The sequence below is a fragment of the Flavobacterium seoulense genome, from assembly GCF_000695795.1.
GTDB lineage: Bacteria > Bacteroidota > Bacteroidia > Flavobacteriales > Flavobacteriaceae > Flavobacterium > Flavobacterium seoulense.
This window is the reverse complement of sequence record NZ_JNCA01000009.1, coordinates 127466-152460: the sequence shown is the minus strand read 5'-3', so window position 1 is coordinate 152460 and position 24995 is coordinate 127466. Positions and strand designations below refer to the sequence as shown.

Genomic DNA, 24995 nt, shown 5'->3' with positions numbered 1-24995 from the left:
TTTTTAGAAACTTAATTTTAAAGAGGTAAAAATATTACGTCCCATTCTTGGAATATTTCCCCAGTCGGCATAAGTGCTGTAATATTCGTTTAGGATGTTTTCGGCACCAACTTGTACAACGCTTTTTACATTTTTAAAATTGAAAGTATAATTAGCCGAAAGATTCCAGATTTTATAGGCTTTGGTTTCGTCTTCGCCATATTCCGGGCTGTAATTAATTTGTGCCAAATCGCCATTTACAGCAGTCTGGATTCCGAAATTCCCATGCATAAAATGAAGCGAAGTTTGGTAACTCAACGGACGAATAAATGGTAAATTCCCTCCTTTATCATCCAATCCTCTTGCATAAGTCAGAGTTCCTTTCCAATGCAAATGTTCTAAAATATCATAAGTCGTATTGACTGACATATTAAAAAGGGTCGAATAATCTAAAGCCGTATAACCTTTTACACCCACCGATTGATAATTCATCGGACTTCCCATACTCAGGATTCTACCAATGATATAATTTTCGATATAGAAATAATTGACCTTAGCCTGAATGCTCAATTTTTCGTTTTTAAATCCAGCCGAAGCATTTCCTTCATACGAAATTTCGTTTTTTAAATTTGGATTTCCAATGTAATCATAGCGATCAAAACTGTTGTAAATATAATAACCGTAACCCTCAGAAACCGATGGCGCACGATGTCCATAGCCTGTTCCAACAGAAAAATTAAACTGATCAATCTGCAACTGATATCCTGCGTTCAAATTTGGTAAAAACCTGGTTTTTTCCTGTGGCGCTCCCGGATGAAAAATCCAGTTGAACTCTACATATTTTGAATAATTGTAATTTACCCCCAAAGACCCGCCTAAGTTTACTTGGCTTTTCTCTGAAATATCCCAGGAATTATTCATAGAAAGTCCGGCATAACGAGTCGTAACCCATGGCCAGCTGTAAGCAAACATGGTTCTTTGGCTTCTGTCCTGCGGATACATTCGCATTTCGGCAATCGACAAATTATCATAAGCATTCAATGCTATTTCCGAAGAATAATTGTTCTTTTTCAAATTGGCTTTCGAAACCAAACCGTAAGTCGTACTCCAGCCAGGCATGTCCATGTGTACCAAATTTTCGGGACGCGTAGTGTCGTCCATATAATGTTCGATCGCATTAAAATAAATTTTGGTATCCACCACGCTCACTAATCCTTCTTCAAATAATTGCTTATATGAAGCCGAAGTAATCAACGCTCTGGAAAGCGACAAATCCATTGGCAAAGCCGGAAAACCAACATCTTTTGCCATATCAAAAATAGCATCAACTCTTACGGATGATAAATCACTGGTTTTATAAGCCAAACCTAACGAAGTATTGAACTTTTTATACTGCGAATGTTTTACAACATCGTTATTTCCATCAGAATAATTTTCTGCTTTTCGATAGGAAACACTTCCATCAGCAACAAATTTGTTACTCGAAAAAGACACATTGCCTAGATTGAAAAATTGCTTGTTGTTGAATTCGAAACCACTTTGGTACGCGCCACTCCATTTTTTTTCTACACTGAATGCGGTATTTTTTCTTTTTAAATCAATACTTCCGGCAACTGTAGCTCCGTGCAAACTTCCTTCCTGCCCTGATTTTATATCAATTGCTGCCAGATTATTACTTTCTACATAAGAAGTTATTGGATCCATTTTATCGGTACAAGCGCCAAAAACATGCATACCATCAATAGTCACCATAGAACGCTCGGTACTCATATTATTCAGCAAAGGTTCCCAGGCATAAGCACCACGTTTTATAAAACTGATATTATCCGAAGACGACAAAAATTCATCCACTGAAACTGCTATTTTCATTTCGGTTTCAATTTTATTCTTGGTCGCACTTTTTACTTTTACTTCCTTTAAGTTCTTTATACTGTCGTGCTGTATATACTTATTTTGAGCATTTACAGACATTCCTAAAAAAAGTAACATTAGTATATATTTCATCTTTTTAAAATAAGGTATCAATAAAAAGTTCGCTTTTCACTCCTTCTACTCCGGGCGTAAAATCAGTGGAAACAAGTGTTCCTTTTACAATCAATCCGTTTTGATTTTGCAAAATGAAATTCAGAGTCCAGTTGCCTGTCATTGTGTAATTAACAATACCTTGATACAGGCCATCATTTTGCTGAACCAAATCTTTATTGTTTGGCGAAGAGTGATTTCCCATAGAAGGTTCAGGCATTCTTGGATCTAATTTCAAAGTATAGCCGCTCACTTTTGAATACGAAAACTGAGTTGGATCAGGGAAAACTCCTGCAGGTATTGTTGGTTTATTGTATTTATAAATTCCGGCAACCAAGGCGTTTTCGGCAACTTTTGGTTTTTGTGGCGCTATTAACGCAATTACATATTGTTCGTTATCTTTTCCTGTAAAAGACGTCATGTTCAGGTTTTTATTACTCTGTTTTTCAACAGTAATATCTTTCTCCACTTTGTAAATTTGATTATCAGCAGTAAAATTAACGTACAATTTCCAAGTCGTAGCTGTTGAACTTTCGGTTGTAAAAACAGAATAACCAACATTGTATTTATTTACAGCATCGTAGCCTAAATTATATTCATGCGGGCAGGATGTTTTACTGCCGTCAGTATTACTTAATATTGGTAAAAAAGTCACATTAGAAGGAGTTACAACTTGATTAGTTTGTGTATTAACAACTTTTAAATGAAGTTCGTTATAGCCTTTATAAAATATTCCGTTCAAGGCTTCGATACTTATTTTATAACTACCGCTGGTAAACGAAGTTGCTTCTTTAAACTCATAGAATTCCGGAACTTCAGATTCTAATTCCGCTTCATAATCGGTTTTATCAATGGTACAGGAAGTAATCACAAATAGTATTGCAATTACAAAAAATTGGAAAGATTTCATTAGCTAATGAATGTATAAAACAGTTTGAAATTTAGCCTGTTTCAGCAAAATTTTGACAAACAAAATTCATAGAATCAGACCAGATGAATACGCTAAAATTAACGTGAATATGATTTAAAGTTCCAACTAAAATGTTATTTTTTGGGAAGAAATCAATAAAAAACAAACCTATAAAATGCTGCTTTTTAGATTATCGAAAGAACAACAATAACATTATACGCTATTATTTTTGAAACTAAAAATCGATTGAAATTAACAGAGGGGAGGATGAAAAGTACTATGAGAAACACTAACAGGTTTCTTTTCGAATAAAATAGAAGTATTTTTTTTCGATATAACAACAGGAATTACTTCAAAATCAATTTCAACAGTATTTTGAACATATACAAGCTCTACTTTGTCTTTTAGCTTGTCCTGCATTTTTCTTTCGTTATCAGAATATTTTTTTATGCTTTTTTGTAATTCGCATCGCCCATTACAGCTATTGAAAACCTGTTTACGCTGTACGCAAATAGTCTTTGCTATTTCGTCCTGATTGATTTTGAATGAAGCATACACAAACAGACTGCCAAAAGACGGCAAGAAAATTAAAATAGAAAGTACTATGATAAATAACCTTTTCAACAGCTTGTAAAATGTTTTGGGCACAAAAGTACGGCATTTTTATTTCTATTTTGATTAAAAAATTCTATTTATTGAATGAAATAGCTTTTTTAACAAAATAGTTAAACAAACCATTAAAATAAAAAAACCTCAAGAGTATAATTACTCTTGAGGTAAAAAATAAAAACCAAACTAATTATTTTTTTAACCAAAGGCCTTTATATCTTGATTTAACAAGATCTATCTATAATTCAATTTTTATTGCAATGGATCAAAAGTTGATGTACCTCCCGACCAGCCTGAAGTTTGTCCTAAATAAAGTGCAGTATTAAGAAAACTAGGAGGAAAACCAAAGAAATAATACTGATTATACCATTTAAATTTCCATGGTATTGTTACATTTACAGGATCCACATTGTCTTTTTCTATAACTTTAATATAGTTAGCATAAAAATAATCCACATATTGGTCATAAGTCGTTATACCGGCTGGGTAAGTTACAGGATTTCTATCGGCTACTGGAGCAACTCCATTTACTGGCAGGAATGGATCTGCAGTTCCCACATAATTAGCTCCATTTTTTTGTGCAATAAAAAATACTCCAGTTCTTCTCATACCTTCAATAGGAGTTTGGTTCAATCTTGTACAAGTACCAAAATCATTATTGAAAAGCATCCAACGTCTTAAATCCCAGAAACGTTTACTTTCATAAGCAAATTCTACTTTTCTTTCGTTGATAGCAGCAGCAAAATGCTGATCTCTTGTAACTACATCTCCCAAACCAAAAGTACCGCCGTTGCTCTCTATACCAGCTCTTTCTCTAACCTTTGCAATCAAAGCTTTACCCTCTGCCAATTTATTAACTCCAATAGCAGATTCTGCTAAATTTAACAGTACTTCTGCAAAACGCATTTCCATATAATCTGTACCACTAAATTGATAAGCATTTGCATTACTTGCTTTTGAATTAATAGCTTTTCTTATATACACATTAGTATTAACAGTTCCTAAAGTTTCCGTAAAACCAGTCGGTAAAACTGTTGCATCAGCTGGAGCTGTTCTAAACCAATAATAACTAAATTGTTTAAAATTAACATCCTCAGCGTAAGCCCATGGAGCTCCATTGTAAACAAATGTTTTATAGAATCGTGGGTCTCTATTTTTATAAAATGTTTGCAATGAATATGGATAAGCAGTAGAAACCCCTGGAGCTTTACCGTCTTTCATAGGAAATGCATCCATAATTTGCTTAGTTGCTCCAATAGAACCTGCTCCTCCAGATGTTTTAGAACGACATGCTCTTTCCCAGTTATTATTTCGCATCAAATTAGATGAAGAGGAATTATTAAATCCATAAACAATTACTGCCTCAGAATTTCCAGCCTCTGCAAACCACATGTTTTCCCATGCAACACCATTAGCAAAACCACCAGTACTAAAAAGTTTAAATCCATTAGCTTCTAGTATTGTTTTAGCCTCAACATTAGCATCATAAGCACGTTGCCAACGAGCTATATCATCAGTACGGTTAAATAATGGACTCGCCCAGGTTAATAAAACACGTCCTTTGAAAGCTGCAGCAGCACCAGAATTAATTCGCCCCCATTCAGCATTATCCCATTTAGGCGGGCATAGAGCTATTGCCTTATCTAAATCAGCAACAATTTGTTCTATACAGGCAGAAGTTGAACTTCTAGGTATTTTTAGATCTTGCCCCTCTCCTATAGAACTTTGAGCTGTTAAAACCAAAGGAACACCTCCATACAATCTAACTAAATCAAAATATTGCCAAGCTCTCCAAAAATACATTTGTCCTTTCAGCAGATTTTTGTCAGCTTCAGCCATTCCATATTTATCAATATTATCAAGGAATAAATTTATTTGCCTTAATCTGGTATAGGTATTATTTGCTATACTTTGAGTTACACGAGCCCCTATGTATGGTAAACAATTGGCATCTGTATTAGTTCCTGGTGCTGCCCAAACCTTATTCCAGTTTACCTCTCCTGGCAATTCATCGGTTGCTCTGGAAAAATTATCATTATTTACTGCTAAATCCCATGTAAAAACGGTAGTACCATTTGTAGGCAAAATCAATTTATAGATATAATCTACATAAAATTTGCCTAAAATTGGATCCTGATATACCTGTTCGTTAACACCCGTCAAGTCTTCTTTTTCAGCAAGGAAATCATCGCTACAACTTGCTAAAGACAGCATTAGCAAAACTCCTTTTAATATATTTATTTTTATATTTTTCATGATCAATAATTTAATTTGTTCTTAATTAGAAAGCTAAATTTATCCCCAAAGAATAGGTTTTTATATCTGGGTAAACATCATAAGCTCCATTTGGTCCTTTATAATCAAAAGGATTGTATAAAATGAATGGGTTAATAGCTGTAAGATTCAATCGACAACTACTAATTCCTAACGCCTTAATATATCTCTCTGGCATTGCATACCCTAAATTGATATTACGCATTTGAATGCTGGTAGCAGAACGTTGCCAAAATGTAGAAGTAGGTGCTAAATTTAGCGCTTCATTGTAAGGGTTTGGCATTGTACCATTTGGATTTAAAACTGGGTCATAAATATTATTCCAAATCGAAGGTCTATTATCAATCCCATCATTAATCGCTGACTTCATCGACTTTCTGGTTTGACCATCTACCTCATTCCATCCTCCACCGAAAGATGCCGTAACCACAGCATTTAAAGTGATATTTTTATAACCTAGCTTAAAAGTAGTTCCCATACTGTATCTTGTACCTTCTCTTTTGGCTAATTGAATCTGATCCCACTGATCTACAATTCCATCAGCCGGTGCAAATTCACCTGTAGTTGGATTCATAGGGCCACGAATATCAGCATAGGATAATGAACCCGGTCTAAGATTGGCTGCGGCTACTCCAAACACTTCCTTAATATTATATTTAGCCACATAAGCGTCAATATCTTCCTGAGTTTTTAACATTCCTACATAATCATGTCCCCATACACCTCTGTCAGAAGGTCCTGCTTTTACTCCCCAAGGCAACAAACTTTCCTGTGTATTGAAATCTCCTACAATTTGATTGTCATTACCCCAACCAAAGTTAATATTTACTCCATATTTAAAATCTTCTCCTATTCGATCATCCCATCCTAAAGAAAATTCATAACCCCAATTATCTCTTTTCCCATAATTCTCAGCAGCAACCGAACCTCCTACAGTAGCTGGTACGTCTGCCGTTTTACTCATCAACATTCTTGTTGCAATGTTGTAATACATCTCAGCTGTTAAAGACAATCTGCTGTTTAAAAATCTTGAATCAATACCAAAATTTGTTTTTAATTCTTCTGACCAGGTTGCATCTCTGTTAGGAGTTACTTCCATCTTTAAACCTGTTGTAGGGTTACCATTTCCTATTACTACTCCTTCACCATTTCGATAGGTAAAGCGTTGTCTCCATTGCCATGCTTTAGTATTATCAGCGCCTAATTTCCCTATGGAATATCTAAACTTTAAGAAATCCACCACACTGGATTTAAAGAAATCTTCTTTTGAAATTACCCATCCTGCTGATAAAGAATAAAACTTACCCCAATAATTTTCCGGGGCAAATTTGGTAGAAGCATCACTTCTAAATAGAAATTCAGCTAAATACTTTTCAGAATATGAATAATTCAAACGACCAACATAAGCTAATGATCCCGATTCAACCCCCGTAGTAGAACCATCTAAAACTCCAGGAGCGGTAAACAATTGTCCATTAGTTGTTGGCAGTGGATCTTCTTTGTAAAAATCATCACCAGTGCTTTCAGACTCTCCCCTTTCAACAGAAAACAAACCTGATACTGAATGTTTTCCAAAATCACGACTATACACCAAATTCAAGTTGGTTTGTTCCGATTGAGATCTACTATCCCCCCAACCTATCCTATTACCGTTATTATTAATTCTAGGTGTAATTTTATTATATGATGACAAATCTGCATTGGGGTCAAAAATATGTCCATTAGCCCCATGAACTCCTAGTTTAGTTTCAAACTGATAGGTAGTAAATTTAGTTCCTATATAAGTAGATCTGTTGTAAGATACGTTGCGAGCATAAGATGCTCTGGCAGATAATCCTTGTATAAAAGGTATTTGATACTCTACATTGAGATTAACTGACAAATTATTTCCTTTATTAGTAGAAATATTCCCTAAACGATTAATTTCACCAAAATGATATTGAGATTCATTTGAAGTATTTAGCCTTTGTACAGCTAAACCTTGAATATATTGAGGTAAATAAGGAGAAGCATTTAATAACCTTCTATAATCATTCTCCTCATTAGTACCACCATTTCTACTGTTAGTATTAGTTCTATCATTAAAGTAACCTGCTATTTGAATACCTGCCTTGAAATTATCCGAAATATTAAAATCAGCACCAGATCTGAATGTCCATTTAGCAAAATCAATATTACTTAAATTTCCTGTTTGAGTATAATATGATCCTCCGGCAAAAAAAGTAGCTTTCTCCGTACCTCCAGAAATATTTAAGGTATGTTTTTGATTTGTTGAAGGTTTCCACTCATCTTCTAATTGGTTATAATTTAGTGTCTTAAAATATTCTAATTCATCATCTGAAAAGAAAAACTGTGGAGCATTAATAGGCCTATTATGCCCATTAGGGCCATTCATAATATTATAATATCTAGCATAATCGTATGCATTTAACATTTTAGTTCTGTAGGTTTCATCCTGATAACCGTACAAACCAGCATACGAAAATTTAGTGGTTCCTTTTTTTCCTCTTTTTGTAGTTACAATAACCACCCCATTAGCTGATCTGGAACCATAAATAGCGGCTGCTGCATCCTTAAGAAATGTTAAACTCTCCACCTCAGAGGCATCCAAACTATCAAACAAAGTACTATCATTAGAACCATCTCCTGCAACCTGTAATACTCCATCTATAACGTACAAAGGAGTAGTATTTCCTCCATCTTTAGAAAGAGAAACAGATTTACGAACATTAATCGCTGCTGATTTTCCTGGTCTGGCCGTACCTCCTGAAACATCAATACCTACAATTCTTCCTGCTAATGCAACAGCTAGATTATTTGTTGGTAAATCTTCAATTTCACTTGTCTTTATGGTTTGTATTGCTCCTGTTAAGTGGGATTTTTTCTGCGTACCATACCCTACTACCACTACTTCATTTAAAGAAGCATTATCTTCTTCCATGGTTACATTAATAGTAGTAGCATCGCCAACCTTCTTTTCAACAGATTTCATTCCAATGAAAGAAAATTGTAATATACTTCCTTTTGAAACTTGAATTTTATAAGCTCCGTCAATATCAGTTAAAACGCCATTTTTAGCCCCTTTTTCAATAACATTGAGGCCTATAACTCCTAGTCCATCTTTATCTACTACTTTTCCAGTAATTAGAATCTTATTATTTGCATTTTGTGCAATACCAGTCAAGCTTATCATGCTCAATAGTAATACACTAAATACCATTTTAAATGTTTGTTTCATAAATGAGTTTCTTTTTTGGTTAAATAAATTAATTGTTTTGGGTTGGTTGATTAATTCTTAAAAATTCCGAATAACATTTTTAGTTATATGCTTCAAATAGTAAACACTAAATGAATATTCATTCATATCAATGTAAAAGTTTTCATTAATTAATGTTTTTATAAAATCATCAATCATGAAATACGAATAAAGATGTAAACGTTTACACTAAACAGAATAAGTTTAGCTTACGTAAATGCTTACTGCAAAATTAAATTGGGTTATTCTTTAAGGATTTTTCTTCAACGGATTTCAGGATAAAATCCGAGATAGCTATAAGTGGAAATAATAGCTCATCAAACTGCTGGTTAATAGTTTGTCTCATTAGTTAATTTTTAGTTGGTAAATAGTTAAGTCAGCCCCTAAAGACTTTTTTTTGGTTGGCTGTGAAATTAGACATAGATAAAATCAAACAAGGGGGCTATTTTACCTTTTAAGGGGGGTGATTTTACCAATACAATTCTAATGATCAAAAAAATAAAAACAACTAATTGATTTACAGTATCTTAATACATTTAAATTAACAAAGCAAAAAGATTAAAATAATATATTTAAAAACATTTTGTCTCTAATAGCATTTGTTATTTCAAAATAGATCAATAAAAATTGATCCACATGAAATATACAACGGCATTATACCACAACGATTGGACTATATTATATTTATGTTTGGTATAATTTTCATAAAAAAAGGGATAATAAGCACGATTCTTTTAAAATCTTTTGGCTTATTATCCCTCAAAAACTTTTTCTATTAGCACAGAAACTAATATTAAAGATTACGGTATTCGGCTGGAGTAGAATTAAATTTTTCTTTAAAACATTTCCTAAAATATTTCAAATCGCTAAATCCTACTTCAAAACAAATTTCTTTAATCAGTAAATCTTCTTTTTTAATTCTTTCGGCAGCTATATTCAATCGTATATCTCTAATAAATATAAGAGGAGATATTCCTGTCAAATTTTTCAGTTTATTAAAAAAACTAGTGCGTGACATTCCCATTAACTTCCCTAATTCATCAACCGAGAAATCAGTATTAGACAAATTATCCTTAACCTGTTGAATTACCTCAAACATAAACTTATGATCCTGCTCAGAAATTGCTAAAGGTTCTTCAATTGTGCTTTCAGTAATATTCCCACTCGAATAAAACAACTGTAGTCGTTTGCGCTGTTCTAAAATATTTTTTACTCTGGCTTTTAAATAACTTACATTAAATGGTTTACTTAAGTATTCATCAGCTCCATATTGTATGCCCTTCAGTTTTGATTCAATTGAAGTTTTTGCACTAAGTAAAATAATAGGAATATGACTGCTTGCAATATTATTTCTAAGCAGCCTCAACATTTCTACACCATCCATTTGAGGCATCATAATATCACTAATTATAAAATCCGGAGATAAACTTATGGCTTTCAACTGTCCTTCGACTCCATTTTCAGCTGTATGAATCGTATAATTATTATCAAATATCGATACAATAAATTCCCTTAATTCTGGATCATCTTCAACAATCAAGCCTACTACCTTATCTTTTTTTACTTCATTTAAATCAACTGAATCAACATCATTTTCAATATCATTAATTAAATCGTACTCATTATGTTCACAATCATGAAATACAATATTTACATCTTTTTTAAAATGTTCATATCCCTTTTGAAAACTAATCTGAAAACAACTTCCTTTTAAAGGTTCAGTATCGACAATAATACTGGCACTGTGCTGATCTAACAAATCCTTGACGATAGAAAGTCCAATTCCTGTACTGGGATTGTTTGGATTTTCATTATAATTAGAAAAACGTGTGAACAATCGCTTTTGGATAGAAGAATTAATTCCTGGTCCGTTGTCTTTTACGACTAATAACACTTCTGTTTCTGATTCCTCAACAACAACCTCAATAGTATCTCCTTCTCGGCAATACTTTAAGGCATTTGAAATTAGATTAACTAAAATTTTATCGAGACTTTCAGCATCAGCCCATATATTTGAATTTGAAATATTAGTTTTTAATTCCAATCGAATTTTCTTTTGCAAACTTATTGCTCTAAAACTTTCACAAATCTTATTACAAAACTTTCCTAAATCAATTTTCTGGACTTCTAATTTCCTATTTTGAATTCTTCTTAAATCTAAAATTTGATTTACCAAATTCAATAATTTATTGGTATTTCTTTCCATCAATCTGAGTTCAGTTTTTACTGAATCAGCCACTTTATCATCCAATAACATTTTTTCTACAGGAGCAGTAATCATGGTAAGAGGAGTGCGGATTTCATGTGAAATATCCGTAAAGAAATCCAGTTTCAACTCAGCTATTTGTTCCTGCATTTGCACATCATTACGCAATTTCAAAATGGTTAAAAAGATATGCTTAGCCAACAAAAACAAACCTATAGCCAACAATAGATAACAGAAATAAGCAAAATTACTATTCCACATTGATGGTAGAACATTAATCTTTATTCTTCTCTCATTGTTTACCCATAAATTACGATGATTAGTCGAGGAAATTACAAGCTCATATTCGCCCTTACTTAAGTTTGTATAATTAATTGATTGTACTCCTTTAATGTAGTTCCAGCCTTTGTCAATTCCTTCCAATTTATAACGATAAACTATATTTTCATTTTTTAAATAATCAAGCGCTGAAAATTGAACTTTAAAAAAGTTCTGATCGTGTTCCAGACTAATTTCTTTTAATAAATCAGTATTCTTTGGAGTTTCCTGATTGATCTCATACAGTTCTTTATTATTAACCGAAAAACTAGTTAAAGCTAAATAAGGTTTAAACTGAAAAGGAGTGATTTTTTTGGGATTAAAAATTACTGCACCGCTGGAATAACCTAATACAATTTCTCCATTAGGAAGAAGACATTTAGTTGCTTCTGAAAAAATTTCATTTCCAATAAGTGATTTTATCTCAGAAAAAGTTTCAGCACTATTTTTTTCAAGATCAAACCTCACAATCTGATTATCTCCCGCAGCCCAAATTTTACCCGACTTATCCTCTTGAATTGATATAATGCCCTGAATAAGAAAAGGAGTTGTCTCACTGCAAACGGGTTTAATTTTTAATTTACCTTCCTTATCTAAATTAGCCAGAATCAAACCTTCACCATTAGTACCTAATACTATGCTATTATTAGAAGTTACAAGAATATCTAAAATCTCATTTCCTGAAATTTCGGGAAATTCTTTAAATCTTACTTTATCTGTAAATATGTTATTTTCTGAAAAAGAAAACAATTTATCGTAAGAAATGAAAAACATTTTATGCTCTTTATTCTCAACAATAGAGCGAACTTTACTGGCAGACTTTATGGGGTATTTTTTTAGTTCATTTCTATAGTTAATAAAACGAAGCTCACTACTTGACTGCCTAATAATATTTACTCCTCCACCCCAGGTAGCAATATAAATTCTACCTGATGATGCCTCAAAAATTTTATAAATATTATCAGAACTGATACTATAAATATCCTTTTCGCTAAATTTATAATGATTTACTTTATACGTAAATGGTTTTTCAGTTGGCAACAAACAAAACAATCCATTTCCTTTAGTTCCAATCCATATTCGTCCCTTAGTATCCTGAATCATATTATAAATATCGGCACCCCATCCCGGACTATTTGATGACAAAGTTCCATCTGCACCTAACAAACCTATTTTCTTCTTTTTAGAATCAAGTAATGTTATTTTATTAGAACGGCTTGCAACCCAAAGGTTACCATTTTTGTCTTTCATCAGACTTCGGACATTATGCTTTTGATCTTTAGATGAACCTAAATCTAATACTGAAAAATTTCTGCTGCTAAAAGACATCATATCCAATCCTTGCTTAAAAGAACAAAACCACAAATTTCCAGTTGCATCAAACATTGCTGAATGCATCAAATCAGATACCTCTTCTCTGGGTTCTTTCATAAATTTAGCAATGGAAAACAATCTATCCTGGCTTTCATCCCAATAGGCGAAAGGTGTTCTCTTTGATTGAATCCACACATTTCCTTTTGCATCGGTAAATAAAAACTCTTTCTGCTCTGTATTGGATACAGTTGAATAATTTGACTCAACCGACATATACTTTAGCTTTTTAGAAACGAAATCAAATTTACATAGTCCTGATTTTGAAGTTTGAAACCAAAATTGTCTTTGGCGGGATAATCCTATATGATTAATAGCTCCTTCAGGAAAACCTGGTACTGTTTTACTATTATAAATATCTAATTTTCTAGTATTAATATCATAACAATAAAAACTCTTCGAATCTGTAAGAATGAATAATTTATCGCCAGCCAAAGGCTTAATTCTATTAACATCTTCTTTGACCGCAAGCTGAATATCAAAAAACCTTTCTAGCTTTTTAGAATAATATGTAAGTTTACCTTGAAAACCTCCAAACCAAATCTCGTTTTTCGTCTCCACAACACAATTAAATGGATAAGCGCCACCTGAGACTCTGGAGTTATTGAAAAAAAAGTATTCAGGTAGTAATTCTGATTTTTTTAACCTACAAACACCCGAGCTTGTCAAAAACCAAGTAGTTCCTGTCGAATCTTCAAAAACATCTTTTATTTTTTTAACCGAAAGTTTTTGAGCATTAAAATAAATACGTCTAATTTGTTTATTAGTCTCAAGAATCATTAAAAAATTTTTATCCTTAGGAAAAAGCCAAACCCTACCTGAAGACATTATTTTGTAATGGATAAGAGAAATATCTGATGAAGAATACAATTTGTTCTCCAGCGGATGATGAAAACTCAAGCTATTCGTATCAAAATAATAAATATCATTTTTTTTAGAATTAATCCAAATCCGTCCATTTTTATCAAACTTAAAACTATAGACACGATTCGATTTTAAATTCAATGAATCGTTTTCCAAAACCTTAAACTTTTGGAATGAAATTCCATCATAACGATACAAACCATTATATGTCCCCAACCAAATAAATCCTTTTTTATCTTGCTGGATATCTAAAATAATTGACTGACTTAAATTTACATTATGTGAAAAATGCGTTAAAGCTCCAAATGGTTGAGCTTTACAAAACACACTTATTAAATAAAAAAATACAATAATTATGCTTTTTTTAGACATTTATATTTTTTATTAACTTTTTAAGCGTACAAAACTATTAAAATTATAGTCTTAACCTAAAAACATAAGCTTTGCTAATCAAATGTCCCTCCTTAAATAGCAATTTATCTCCATTTCAGAAAAACAATTTAATACTCTATTATATGTGGTTTTGCAACTACTTCAAATGAAAGCTACTAAAAATAAAAAAAGCTTCAGAAAATCTGAAGCTTTTTTTATAACTAATAGAGAATTACAATTCGTACCATTCTTTTTTAGACGATTTAGGATTGCTGCCTAAAATATTCTTAAGATTATATTTTTCAGCTTCTGTTTTTTTTAACTGATGTGTCCATGATGCTCTTTCTTTTGGTCTAAAACCTTCACCTTTACATTCGTATTCGGCAAAGAAAGCGGTTTTTTCATTTTCAGAATTTCCCCAATTATCCCAGGCAGCAGGAGCAATTTGTTTTGGTAATTCGCAATTGATAAATACTGATTTTGCCCAGGCTCTCCACGGTCTTCCCAAATACATTTTATCTACTTCTCCAGTTACACTAACAGTACAATCCTGAAAAACAAATCCAAATTCTTTGTCCTGAGGTGTATTTGGCGCAGTTATATACGAATTAGCTTTACACAAAATACTACAGTTTTTAAAAACAGCTGTTGCTGGCCCAAAAATAAAATCAGTAGTTCCTTCGATATGGCAATCTACAAAAAACTGTCTTGCACTTTCGCCTCCGTTATAAATAGTATCCTGGTTTCCTATGAATTTACAATTCTTGAAAACGGCTTTGTCAGCATCAACATATAGTGCTACTGCCTGACCTACTCTGCCAGCTGTATTTTCGAAAGTAATATTCTCAGCTCTAAACCTGTTTCCGGATATTTTTGCGGTATAAGAATCAAAGGTTCCCATTTTTCCTTTACCTGAATAATCATTATAGAATATAATGGTCTTATCGACACTTTCGCCTATAAAAGTAACATCGGTATTATTAGCCGATAATTCTATTTTTTCATTATAAACTCCATTTTTGATATATATCGTAATTGGAGCTAAAGGAAAAACACGCAATGCATTAATGGCATCCTGAATGTACTTATAATCGCCACTACCGTCTTTGGCAACAACAAACTGATATTTATACTTTTCAGGATTTGCTGTTTGTGCAAAAAACAATTGGTTCACCAATAAAAAAAACAGAATGTATTTTATTCGAATTGTATTTTTCATAAATAGAATTTTACTTATTCAGCTCTAAACTAGCCAGTATAAAAGGCCCTGTTCCCTTAGGATCGTTAGATCTGATTTTTTCACCAATGTAGTATTCGTAACTCCCATCTCTATATGGATTTCCGCCTAAACCGGCTACTGCACAACATTTATTTAAGTTTACAACGCCATTTTCTTCAACGCTAACTAAATTTTTCAAAAGTCCGTCGTAACCTTCATTGGCATTTTTCAAATACTTAGCTGGTAAATAACCTTTATGAACGCCTTTAGCTAATGTATAAACAAACATAGCGCTTCCAGTTGCTTCAAGATAATTTCCTTGTCTGTTGCCCTGATCTAAAACCTGCCACCAAACTCCTGATGCATCCTGAACCTTAACAACTGCTTCAGCATATTGGTTCAAATACTTAATCAACTTAGCTCTACCCGGATGATTTTTAGGTAAATAATCCAAAACATCTACCAGAGCCATTCCGTACCAACCCATTCCTCTTGACCAAAAATGCTGTGAATTTCCTGTTTCTTTGTTAGCCCAACGCTGTTCTTTACTTGCATCCCAACCGTGAAATAACAATCCTGTTTTTTGATCACGGCTGTGTTTTTGAATTAAATCAAATTGAAGCACCACATCGTCATACACTTTTTTAGTTTTAGCAGCATCTTTTTCATATTCTTTTGCATAGCGGGCGTGAAAAGGTTCAGCCATATACAAACCATCTAACCACATCTGGAAAGGATATATTTTTTTGTGCCAATAACCTCCATCTGAAGTTTTAGGCTGAGTTTCTAACTGTTTGTTTAAAGTTGTCATAGCTTTAAAAAAACGCTCTTCTTTTGTTTTTGGATACAAATACAATAATACATCGCCTGATTTTATCATATCCAGATTATGATCTTCAAAATTGTATGTTTTTATTTCTCCCGCTTTATCAATCATCGCATCAGCATAAGCGTAGATGTAATCATAATATTTTTGGTTTTTAGTTTTTTCATACACTTTAGCAACAGCACCTAAAACTAATCCGTTAGTGTAACCCCATCTGGGAACCGGAGCAAAATCTAACTTTGATGCCTCTGGAAAACGATGCATTTCTGAAAGCACCATTCTTTCTGACCATTTTAAGTTTTCAGGAACAATTTTTTCAGCTGATTTTTTGTTTGTAGAATTATTAAATCCATTTTTACAAGCTGCCAGCGATAAGCCAAGAGCTATAAAATAAATAAAAGAAATTCGGGTAATTTTAGTTTTCGCCATCTTATACAATTTTAAATGTTGTTTCTATTTTTTTGCCAATTGCTTATCGAATACTTTAATTAAAAAGTTGTTGATATAATCTACCGTCGAATTAATCCAGGGATTAAATAACCAGAAAGTATGCAATTGGATGTCAAATTTATGAACTTCTGTGTAAATTCCCCAATCTTTCATCATTCCTATTAATTCATCTTGTCCCGCATGGAATCTTGGAAAGCCACTATTGACAAATAAAATAGGACATGATTTTTCATTAGCCCAAAAAATAGGAGACGCATCTTTCCAAATTTCCGGCTTTTCATAGAAAGTACCTCCTAACCATTGTACATCTGGAGAATCAGGACCACGCTTTAGATTAAGAGACAAAGGCGCCATGAAATCGACTACTCCGTCTAAATCTACAATTGCCTGTATATCACTTGAAAAACCTAAATTTCCCTGATTTCCTTCTTTTGCCTCTACTCCATTTGTCAATCCAACTAATAAAGCCAATTGTCCTCCTGCCGAACAGCCTGAAATGGCTATTTTATCCGAATTAATTCCGTATTTATCTGCATTAGAACGAACCCATCTTACTGCCGATTTTATATTAAAAACCGCTTCCGGATATTGTGCTTCCTGCAATAACTGGTATTCGACACAAATGGTTACAATTCCTTTTGCTGCCAGTTTTTGCGCCATTGGTACCTGTAATGCTTTATCTCCAGCACGCCATCCGCCGCCGTGAACCATGATTAAGGCTGGATATTTTCCTTTTTTCTTTGGCGAAAAAACATCAAGATGCAAATCTCTGTCTCCATAAGGAGTATTTTTTAATGTGGTATAAACCAAATTTCTATTTTCATTTACGTTTTCTGGTAATTCATCTTTTGCAGGAGTGATTTGCGGAAAATATTTCAGGTATTTTTTGTATTCATTTTTTACCGTAAAAGAAGTGTCTTTGGGAATATTAATTGCCTTTTGCTGCGAATGTGCACAAAAAGAAATCAAAAAAAATAACCCAAATATATTCTGAAAAAATTGCTTCATAGCATTGAAATTTTATTGATTAAAAACTTTAGTTAAAAAATTATTTATGTATTCAATTGTGGGACTAAACCAAGGCTCATACAAACAAAATGAATGCGGTGCACCTTCAAATTCTTTGACTTCTGAGTAGATTCCGTTTTTATCCAAAACTTTAATGTAATCTTCCCGACCCGCATGCATCCACGGCACAGCACTATTGATAAAAAGTGTTGGCGGAGTTTGAGCACTTACATAACTCAATGGCGATGCGGCTTCCCATAATTTAGGATTTTCTGCTTTCGAATAACCAAACCAATACGTTCCTGCCGAAATGCTTTTGCTATCATCTCCTTCGCGACCATCTGGATGCACAAAAGATAAAGTTCCGTCAATATCGACTACGGCATTTGGATTTGATTTTGCGTCTAAATGACAATAAGTTCCTTCAAATAATGGCATATTTCCCGTTGTCCCCATAAAAGAAGCCATTTCGCCTCCTGCCGAAAAACCTAAAACCGCTATTTTATTGGCATCAAAATTATAAATCGCAGCGTTTTTTCGAACCCAGCGAATTACTGCTTTAATATCATAAATCGCAGCCGGAAAAAGTGCTTCGGTAGAAAGGCGGTATTCAGGCGTAAAACAAATATAACCTAAACTGGCTAACTTTTGCGCCATCGGATAGTGCTGTTCTCTACTTCCGGTACGCCAACCGCCACCATGAATAATGATAATTGCCGTTTTTTTCGAATTTGTTTTTTCGATATTATAAAAAGCATCAAGATTCAATTTTCGTTTCCCAACTTGGCAATAAGTAATATTTCGCTTTTCTTTCACCGAAGGAAATTGAAATTCAGGAACAATCTTGATTGACGGATGCGTTTTTACATCATATTTAAAAGCACTTTGCGTAGAATAAGAAGTATCTCTAACGCCGGTTACACCTTTATAAGACTGACCGTAACTATGACCAAAAAATAGAGCTGAAACAAAAACTGAAGCTATTTTAAATTGGATTGAAACATTGGTAAACAACATAATATTCTTATTTTAAACTAAAAAAATTAAGATAAAAAACCCATGTATTTCATAGAATGCTCTAGTAGTACATGGGTTTTAACCAACTATTTATTAACTAATTTATTCTCTAATTTTGTGGGTATCCATCATTTTGTTGCAATTTTGGATTTGCAGTTCGCTGCTCTTGAGGAATAGGGTATAAACCTCTAAAAGTAGCTGTAGTTGTAGTTTTGAATGCCCAGGTTCCTGTAAAATATGTTCCAAAACGAATCATATCTCTTCTACGGTGACCTTCCCAAATTAATTCTCTGGCTCTTTCATTTTCAATATCTTTTAGAGTCACAGCTAATAATGTAGAAGCATTACTTCTGCCTCTAACGATATTAATCAGGTTTAACGGAGTATCAGCAATTGTTGTAGTTCCGCCTCTAAATAAAGCTTCTGCTTTGATTAATAAAATATCCGCATAACGCATTAAAACCAAATCATTATCTCCATTAGATCCTGACCATGAAGTTCCTACCGGAGTGTATTTTAAAACTTTATAACCTTCATTGTCTTCAGCACTAATCAAATCTTTTACTGCAATAATATTCAACTGAGTTCCGTCAGGGTAAGCCAGAGGTGTCGTTCCGTCTAAATAATATTGTGGTCCATATTGAAGTAAGGATTTACGAACATCCTGATTTTGATATCTGTCTAAAGCTTCCTGATAAGTACTATATCCATTTGCCGGAGTAAATGGTAAATTATATCTCAGTTTATCTAATCCATTTTGAGCGTATAAAATAAACTGATTACTACCCGCATTATTAGAAGGCGAAACAGAGAAAGAAGAAATTACTTCTTTGAAATTTTGCTTATTAGTAGATTTAAAATTATCCAATACAGTAGCTTCTAATGAAAATTTATTAGTAGCGATAATTTTATCACACATTGTAATAGCTTCAGTCCATTTAGGAGTTCCTGTATAAACTTCTGCGTTCAGATACATAGTTGCTAAAAGTCCGTAGATGGCTTCTTTGGTAAACCTTGGATAATAACTCGCTCTGGTAACCGTAGTAACAGAAGGCAATTCTTCCACTGCTTCTAACAATTCTGTTTCAATGAACTTGAATATTTCAGCTCTTGGAGTTGTTCCAGGCAAATTATTCGGATCAATTCTCGCTACAGTTACTAAGGGTACATTACCCCAAAAATCCATTGCATAAAAATATCCATAAGCTCTTAAAGCTCTGGTTTCGGCAATTAAGGCTTTTAAATTAGCACTATTAGGAGAAGCTTGTAAACTTTCTAAAACCGCATTAGCAGTCCCAATTTCCTGAAAAATATTTTTCCAGGCTCTTCCGCAAGTTGCATTGGTTGGAGCAACCACATGTTTTATAATATCAATATTATTTTGGTCAAACCATCCACCACTGGCTCTTCCGGGAACAATAAATTCATCGGTACCAAATTCGGCTATACGCCAAGGATCACCAATATGAACAACCTGAGACAAAGATTGATAAACACCTACAACAGAAGAAAGTGCTTCTGCTTCATTATTATAATAAGTATCCGGCGATAAACTTCCGAATGTTTCTTCGTCCAAATTAGTGCATCCTGGCAATAAAAGCGATACAAAAAGAGAACATACTATTAATTTGATTTTATATATTTTCATGATAATACAATTTATAAATTGAAGTTATTTTAAAATGACAAGCTTAATCCCACACTCACCGTTTTAGCTTTTGGATAAGCTAAATAATCAATCCCAACCGGAGCAACTCCAGTACCTGACACATCTGAATTAACCTCAGGATCTAAACCTGAATATTTAGTAAACAACAATAAATTTTGACCTGTAACAAACAATCTAGCATTAGAAATTGCCGGAAATTTTTCCAGATTAATATCGTATCCTAAAGTAACATTGTCTAATCTTATAAAAGAACCATCTTCAATCCAACGAGAAGAATACTGTTTAGGCTGTGTTCTTAAAACACCGCTTGTAAGTGCTTCTGTTAATACATTTCGACCAGGAAGATTACTCAAATAAGCTAAATTGTTTGCTGTTAAATTAAATACATCATTACCTACTGAACCTCTAAAATTAAATCCTAATGAAAATCTTTTATAATTTAATGAGTTTGTAATTCCGAAAGTAAAATCAGGCTGCGCGCAACCAATAACTTTCATTTCAGGATCAATAATCTCAACACCATTCTCAATTCCTATAAACTCTCTGCCATAAAAAGTTCCTACAGGCAATCCTGGTTGTATTAACTGAGCATAAATCCCTGCTGTTAAACCTTGTCCCTGTAATGGAGCAACCTGAATATTATCGCCTTTATACAAACTATTAGACAAGCTTAAAACTTTGTTTCTGTTTCTGGTATAATTAATAGAAGTACTCCATGAGAAATCATTCTTTTTAATGATATCAGCTGAAATTTCTAATTCAATTCCTTTGTTTTGTACACTTCCTACGTTAGCTAATTGTGTACTCACCGCTGTAGGAGACGGAACCGGAATGTTCAATAAAAGATCGGTTGTTTTTTTAACATAATAATCGATGCTTCCGCGAACTCTTCCGTCTAAAATGGTGTAATCAACCCCTGCGTTAAATTGAGCTGTCTGCTCCCATTTTAAATCAGGATTAGCATATTGTAAAGGCAAAACAGTAGTAATTCGTTGACCGCCTACAATGTATCCTGCTGAAGTAGCACCAAGTCTTGTAATTGAATTTAAGTTACCTATTTCCTGATTTCCGGTTACACCATAACTTGTTCTAAGTTTTAAATCAGAAATTACTTTTGATTTAAAGAATTCCATATTAGAAACTCTCCATGCTAAAGATCCTGATGGAAAAACTCCCCATTGATTCCCTGAACCAAAACGGCTTGAACCGTCTCTTCTAACTGTTGCAGTAGCAAGAAGTTTATCATCAAAATTATAATTCATTCGACCATACATAGAGATTAATGTATTACTTCCTTTAAACGAAGTTACCCCTAAATTTGTACTGGCAGCCTGCAAACTATACCATCTAAACTCATCAGATAAAAATCCTGATACTGCATTACGAAGTCCGTCGTTTACAAAATATTGGTATGAATAACCTGCAATAGCATTGATGCTGTGTTTACCAAACTGATCATCATATTTTAAAATAGTTTCCAATAATTTAGAAGAATCTTCTAATTTTTGAACACTGGCATAACCTCCCATTCCCTGACCTAATGGATTTGATTTTTTAATGTATGAATTTCTGTTTATCGCCTGATTAGTATAACCTAAATTTACATTTACGCTTAAAGGTGTAAAAATTTTATAAGTAGTAGATAAATTTCCTAAGAAACGGCTATTAGTAACCTCATCTGACACATCATTCGAAAAAGAAACCGGATTTACTCTATAAGGAAGTACGTGGTTGTAGTTTCCATTGGCATCATAAATTGGGTAAGTAGGATTAAAAACATAAGATTCATAATTGATACTTGTTCCTGCCTCACTTCCTACAGTATTAGATACTGGTGAATTATTGGAAATTGTTTGTCCGTAATTCACTCTAAAATCAAATTGCAATTTGTCATCTAGTGCTGAATGTGTAACGTTAATTCTTGAATTTGCTCTTTCTAATTTCGAACCAATCAAAACTCCTTCCTGATCTCCGTATCCTAACGAAGCTCTATAAGAAGTTTTTTCGGTGCCACCAGAAAAAGACAAGTTGTAATCCTGAATCTTTGCTGTTCTGTAAATTTCGTCCTGCCAATTTGTATTTGCACCTAAATCAGAAAAAGTCAAACCTAAATCAGTATTTACTTTTCTATATTCATCAGCAGAAAGCACATCTAATTTATTAGAAACAGTAGCAATACCGCCGGTAACATCCAACGTTACTTTTAGATTACCAGTTTTTCCTTTTTTAGTGGTAATCACAATTACACCATTAGCACCTCTGGAACCATAAATTGCTGTTGAAGAAGCATCTTTTAAAACTGTTACCGATTCGATGTCATTTGGATTAATGGTCATCAAAGGATTCGTAGGTTCCTGATCGAAAAAGTTAGTTCCATTTCCTTGAATGTTTGCCGAACTCACTCCGGCTGTAGTAGAAATTGGCACACCATCAATAACATATAAAGGATCATTAGTTCCTGTTAACGAAGTTCCTCCTCGAATGATCACTTTATTAGACCCTCCTGGTTTTCCACTATTCTGAGCAATTACCACACCAGCCATTTTCCCCTGAATAGCCTGTTGTGCACTCAATTGTGGTCCTTTATTAAAATTCTCTGATTTTATAGAAGATACTGAACCTGTTAAATCTTTTTGTTTACTTGAACCGTAACCTACAACAACAACTTCTTCTAATTTTGCGGTTTCTGGCAGAAGTTGGAAATTGATTACTGACTGGTTATTAGCCTTCATTTCTTTAGTTGTATAACCTATAAATGACACAACTAAAACACTCTCATTTGATGGTACTTTTATCGAATACTTACCATCAAAATCAGTCTGAGTTCCTATTTGAGTTCCTTTTACAAGAACACTCACTCCCGGAATAGGCTGGTTATTTTCGTCTGTTACCTTACCCGAAACTTTTATTTCCTGAACGGCTTCTTCTTTTTCTTCAACGGGTCTTTCTTTGGTCTCGACTCTCGAAGCTTCTTTGATAATAATATTTTTGTCCGCTGTTATTTCAAAATCCAGGTTACGTGATTTAAAAATTGGCGTTAATAATTTTGAAATTTCAATCGTACCTTTTTTCAGCTGCACTTTTGGAGCATCTTTAAAAAAGTCGTTAGGGTAAATAAAACTGTAGCTGGTTTGTTTTTGGATTATTTTAAAAATTTCTTTAACTGATGCCAGTTGATTTTCTTCAATTGAGATTTTTTCCTGCGAAAAAGTAGTCTCAGTATTGAAACTGAAAACAGTTGTACAAAAGAGAATTAAGAATGTTTTCATCATAATCAGTAGAAGCCGTTTTTGAAATGCAAAACGACAATTAATAGAATTAATTTTCATAATTTTGTGGAGTTAGTTAGACAAATGGTTTAATTAATATATGGGAGGGAAGTAGTTAGGCAACCGCAAATTATCTAAACTACTGCCCCTCTTTCTTTTTATTTCAATAGCAGGGTTTTATTTTTAAATTCATATTTATTGATTATTCCTGAGTTTTTAATCGATTTTAAAATTTCATCAATTTTTCTATCTTTTATTAAAACGCCATTAAATTTTTCTTTTTTGATCGATTCGTTTTCAAATTTCACTTCGATATCATACCATCTTGCCAAGACTTTCATGATGTCTTCCAATGGTTTATCTTCAAAACTAAAAACACCGTTTTTCCAGCAAATATCATTATAGACATCTACTTTGGCTATTTTCACTTTATTAGTTTTAATATCAAAATTGGCGCGTTGATTCGGAATTAAATTTTGCTTCACATTAGCAAATTCCATTTCGACTTTACCTTCTACCAGAGTGGTAGCAATATTCGAATCGTCTTTGTAGGCTTTAATATTAAACTGGGTTCCTATAACATGGATTTTTTGAGCTTTCTGAGTTACTGTAAAACCTGCTCCGTTATGAGCTGTACTTGGAGACACATCAAAATAAGCTTCTCCGTAAACTAATTCTACTCCTCTGGTTTCTCCTTCTATAAAATGAACCGGAAATTTCAATTGGGTTTCTGAGTTCAGCCAGACTTTTGTACCATCAGAAAGTGTAATTGCAAATTGTCCTCCTCGTGGAATAGTCAGATAATTATACACCACTTTTTTGGAATCCGAATTAGATTTGTTATACAACAATTCTTTTCCGGTACTATTTACATTTTCATCATTATAGGTTTTCCCTTTTTCTAAAACAACTGTAGAACCATCTTCTAAAGTTAAAGTTGCTTTATCTGTTCCTACTTCTATTTTATTAGGAACTGCCGCAACAATAGTATATGTTTTTTGCTGATTGAAAAAAACTGTAAAGGTCACCAATAAAACTACTGATGCCGCGACAACATATTTAAAGAACGATTTTTGGTATAGCGGAATTACTTTTACAACTTCTTTTTTATCGAAATCCAGTTGTGAGCGGATTTTTTCATGTATTCTTTCCTGAACATCTTCTTTGGATCCTAAATGATCAGGCCAGTTTTCAATTTCCTGATTATTTAGAAAGAAATTCAGTAGTTTATCTAACTCCGGTTTGGTTATCGAACCATCCAGAAGTTTAGCAACTAAGTCTGAAAAATATTTTTGGTGATTTAAGCTCATTTGTTCGTTTTTTGGATGCTTATATAACTAAGTCTCCAAAAAAACG

General features: G+C 33.2%; 13 protein-coding genes. All 13 read right to left on the bottom strand.

Annotated elements, in window-relative coordinates:
- Nucleotides 1-3: 3 nt before the first annotated feature.
- Entirely contained in the window at nt 4-1983 is a 1980-nt protein-coding gene (locus tag FEM21_RS05280; protein WP_035658646.1) for a TonB-dependent receptor plug domain-containing protein, read from the bottom strand.
- 4 nt (nt 1984-1987) lie between these two features.
- The gene (locus tag FEM21_RS05275; RefSeq protein ID WP_035658643.1) at nt 1988-2911 is read right to left on the bottom strand and encodes a hypothetical protein; all 924 of its coding nucleotides are present in this window, start codon (nt 2909-2911) and stop codon (nt 1988-1990) included.
- Between the two features lie 252 nt (nt 2912-3163).
- The gene (locus FEM21_RS05270; RefSeq protein ID WP_236353528.1) at nt 3164-3535 is read right to left on the bottom strand and encodes a hypothetical protein; all 372 of its coding nucleotides are present in this window, start codon (nt 3533-3535) and stop codon (nt 3164-3166) included.
- Between the two features lie 237 nt (nt 3536-3772).
- Nucleotides 3773-5776, bottom strand: a complete 2004-nt coding sequence (locus FEM21_RS05265; RefSeq protein WP_035658638.1) for a RagB/SusD family nutrient uptake outer membrane protein — start codon at nt 5774-5776, stop codon at nt 3773-3775.
- Between the two features lie 25 nt (nt 5777-5801).
- Nucleotides 5802-9032 carry a SusC/RagA family TonB-linked outer membrane protein gene (locus tag FEM21_RS05260; protein ID WP_035658635.1) on the bottom strand — a complete coding sequence of 1077 codons (3231 nt, stop codon included), beginning with the start codon at nt 9030-9032 and terminating at the stop codon, nt 5802-5804.
- A gap of 811 nt (nt 9033-9843) precedes the next feature.
- Complete coding sequence (locus FEM21_RS05255) at nt 9844-14181, bottom strand: hybrid sensor histidine kinase/response regulator transcription factor (RefSeq protein WP_035658633.1); 4338 nt, start codon at nt 14179-14181, stop codon at nt 9844-9846.
- A 232-nt stretch (nt 14182-14413) separates the two neighbouring features.
- Nucleotides 14414-15400, bottom strand: a complete 987-nt coding sequence (locus FEM21_RS05250) for a pectinesterase family protein (RefSeq protein ID WP_035658630.1) — start codon at nt 15398-15400, stop codon at nt 14414-14416.
- Nucleotides 15401-15410: 10 nt separating this feature from the next.
- Nucleotides 15411-16655 (bottom strand): glycoside hydrolase family 88/105 protein, encoded by a 1245-nt coding sequence (locus FEM21_RS05245; RefSeq protein WP_035658627.1) that lies wholly within the window; start codon nt 16653-16655, stop codon nt 15411-15413.
- Between the two features lie 24 nt (nt 16656-16679).
- Nucleotides 16680-17684 carry an alpha/beta hydrolase gene (locus tag FEM21_RS05240; RefSeq protein ID WP_035658624.1) on the bottom strand — a complete coding sequence of 335 codons (1005 nt, stop codon included), beginning with the start codon at nt 17682-17684 and terminating at the stop codon, nt 16680-16682.
- Between the two features lie 12 nt (nt 17685-17696).
- Nucleotides 17697-18701, bottom strand: coding sequence for an alpha/beta hydrolase (locus FEM21_RS05235; protein WP_051627490.1), 1005 nt, complete (start codon nt 18699-18701; stop codon nt 17697-17699).
- Between the two features lie 109 nt (nt 18702-18810).
- A complete protein-coding gene (locus FEM21_RS05230; protein ID WP_035658622.1) occupies nt 18811-20349 on the bottom strand; it encodes a RagB/SusD family nutrient uptake outer membrane protein in 1539 nt (512 codons plus the stop codon).
- 29 nt (nt 20350-20378) lie between these two features.
- The gene (locus FEM21_RS05225; RefSeq protein ID WP_201448270.1) at nt 20379-23642 is read right to left on the bottom strand and encodes a SusC/RagA family TonB-linked outer membrane protein; all 3264 of its coding nucleotides are present in this window, start codon (nt 23640-23642) and stop codon (nt 20379-20381) included.
- 155 nt (nt 23643-23797) lie between these two features.
- A complete protein-coding gene (locus FEM21_RS05220; RefSeq protein ID WP_051627488.1) occupies nt 23798-24949 on the bottom strand; it encodes a FecR family protein in 1152 nt (383 codons plus the stop codon).
- Between the last annotated feature and the right edge of the window lie 46 nt (nt 24950-24995).

Excerpts from the sequence above, each read along its gene's own strand:
- FEM21_RS05280 (WP_035658646.1), bottom strand. The coding sequence starts at position 1,983 with ATGAAATATATACTAATGTTACTTTTTTTAGGAATGTCTGTAAATGCT.
- FEM21_RS05275 (WP_035658643.1), bottom strand. The coding sequence starts at position 2,911 with ATGAAATCTTTCCAATTTTTTGTAATTGCAATACTATTTGTGATTACT.
- FEM21_RS05265 (WP_035658638.1), bottom strand. The coding sequence starts at position 5,776 with ATGAAAAATATAAAAATAAATATATTAAAAGGAGTTTTGCTAATGCTG.
- FEM21_RS05260 (WP_035658635.1), bottom strand. The coding sequence starts at position 9,032 with ATGAAACAAACATTTAAAATGGTATTTAGTGTATTACTATTGAGCATG.
- FEM21_RS05255 (WP_035658633.1), bottom strand. The coding sequence starts at position 14,181 with ATGTCTAAAAAAAGCATAATTATTGTATTTTTTTATTTAATAAGTGTG.
- FEM21_RS05250 (WP_035658630.1), bottom strand. The coding sequence starts at position 15,400 with ATGAAAAATACAATTCGAATAAAATACATTCTGTTTTTTTTATTGGTG.
- FEM21_RS05245 (WP_035658627.1), bottom strand. The coding sequence starts at position 16,655 with ATGGCGAAAACTAAAATTACCCGAATTTCTTTTATTTATTTTATAGCT.
- FEM21_RS05240 (WP_035658624.1), bottom strand. The coding sequence starts at position 17,684 with ATGAAGCAATTTTTTCAGAATATATTTGGGTTATTTTTTTTGATTTCT.
- FEM21_RS05235 (WP_051627490.1), bottom strand. The coding sequence starts at position 18,701 with ATGTTGTTTACCAATGTTTCAATCCAATTTAAAATAGCTTCAGTTTTT.
- FEM21_RS05230 (WP_035658622.1), bottom strand. The coding sequence starts at position 20,349 with ATGAAAATATATAAAATCAAATTAATAGTATGTTCTCTTTTTGTATCG.
- FEM21_RS05225 (WP_201448270.1), bottom strand. The coding sequence starts at position 23,642 with ATGATGAAAACATTCTTAATTCTCTTTTGTACAACTGTTTTCAGTTTC.
- FEM21_RS05220 (WP_051627488.1), bottom strand. The coding sequence starts at position 24,949 with ATGAGCTTAAATCACCAAAAATATTTTTCAGACTTAGTTGCTAAACTT.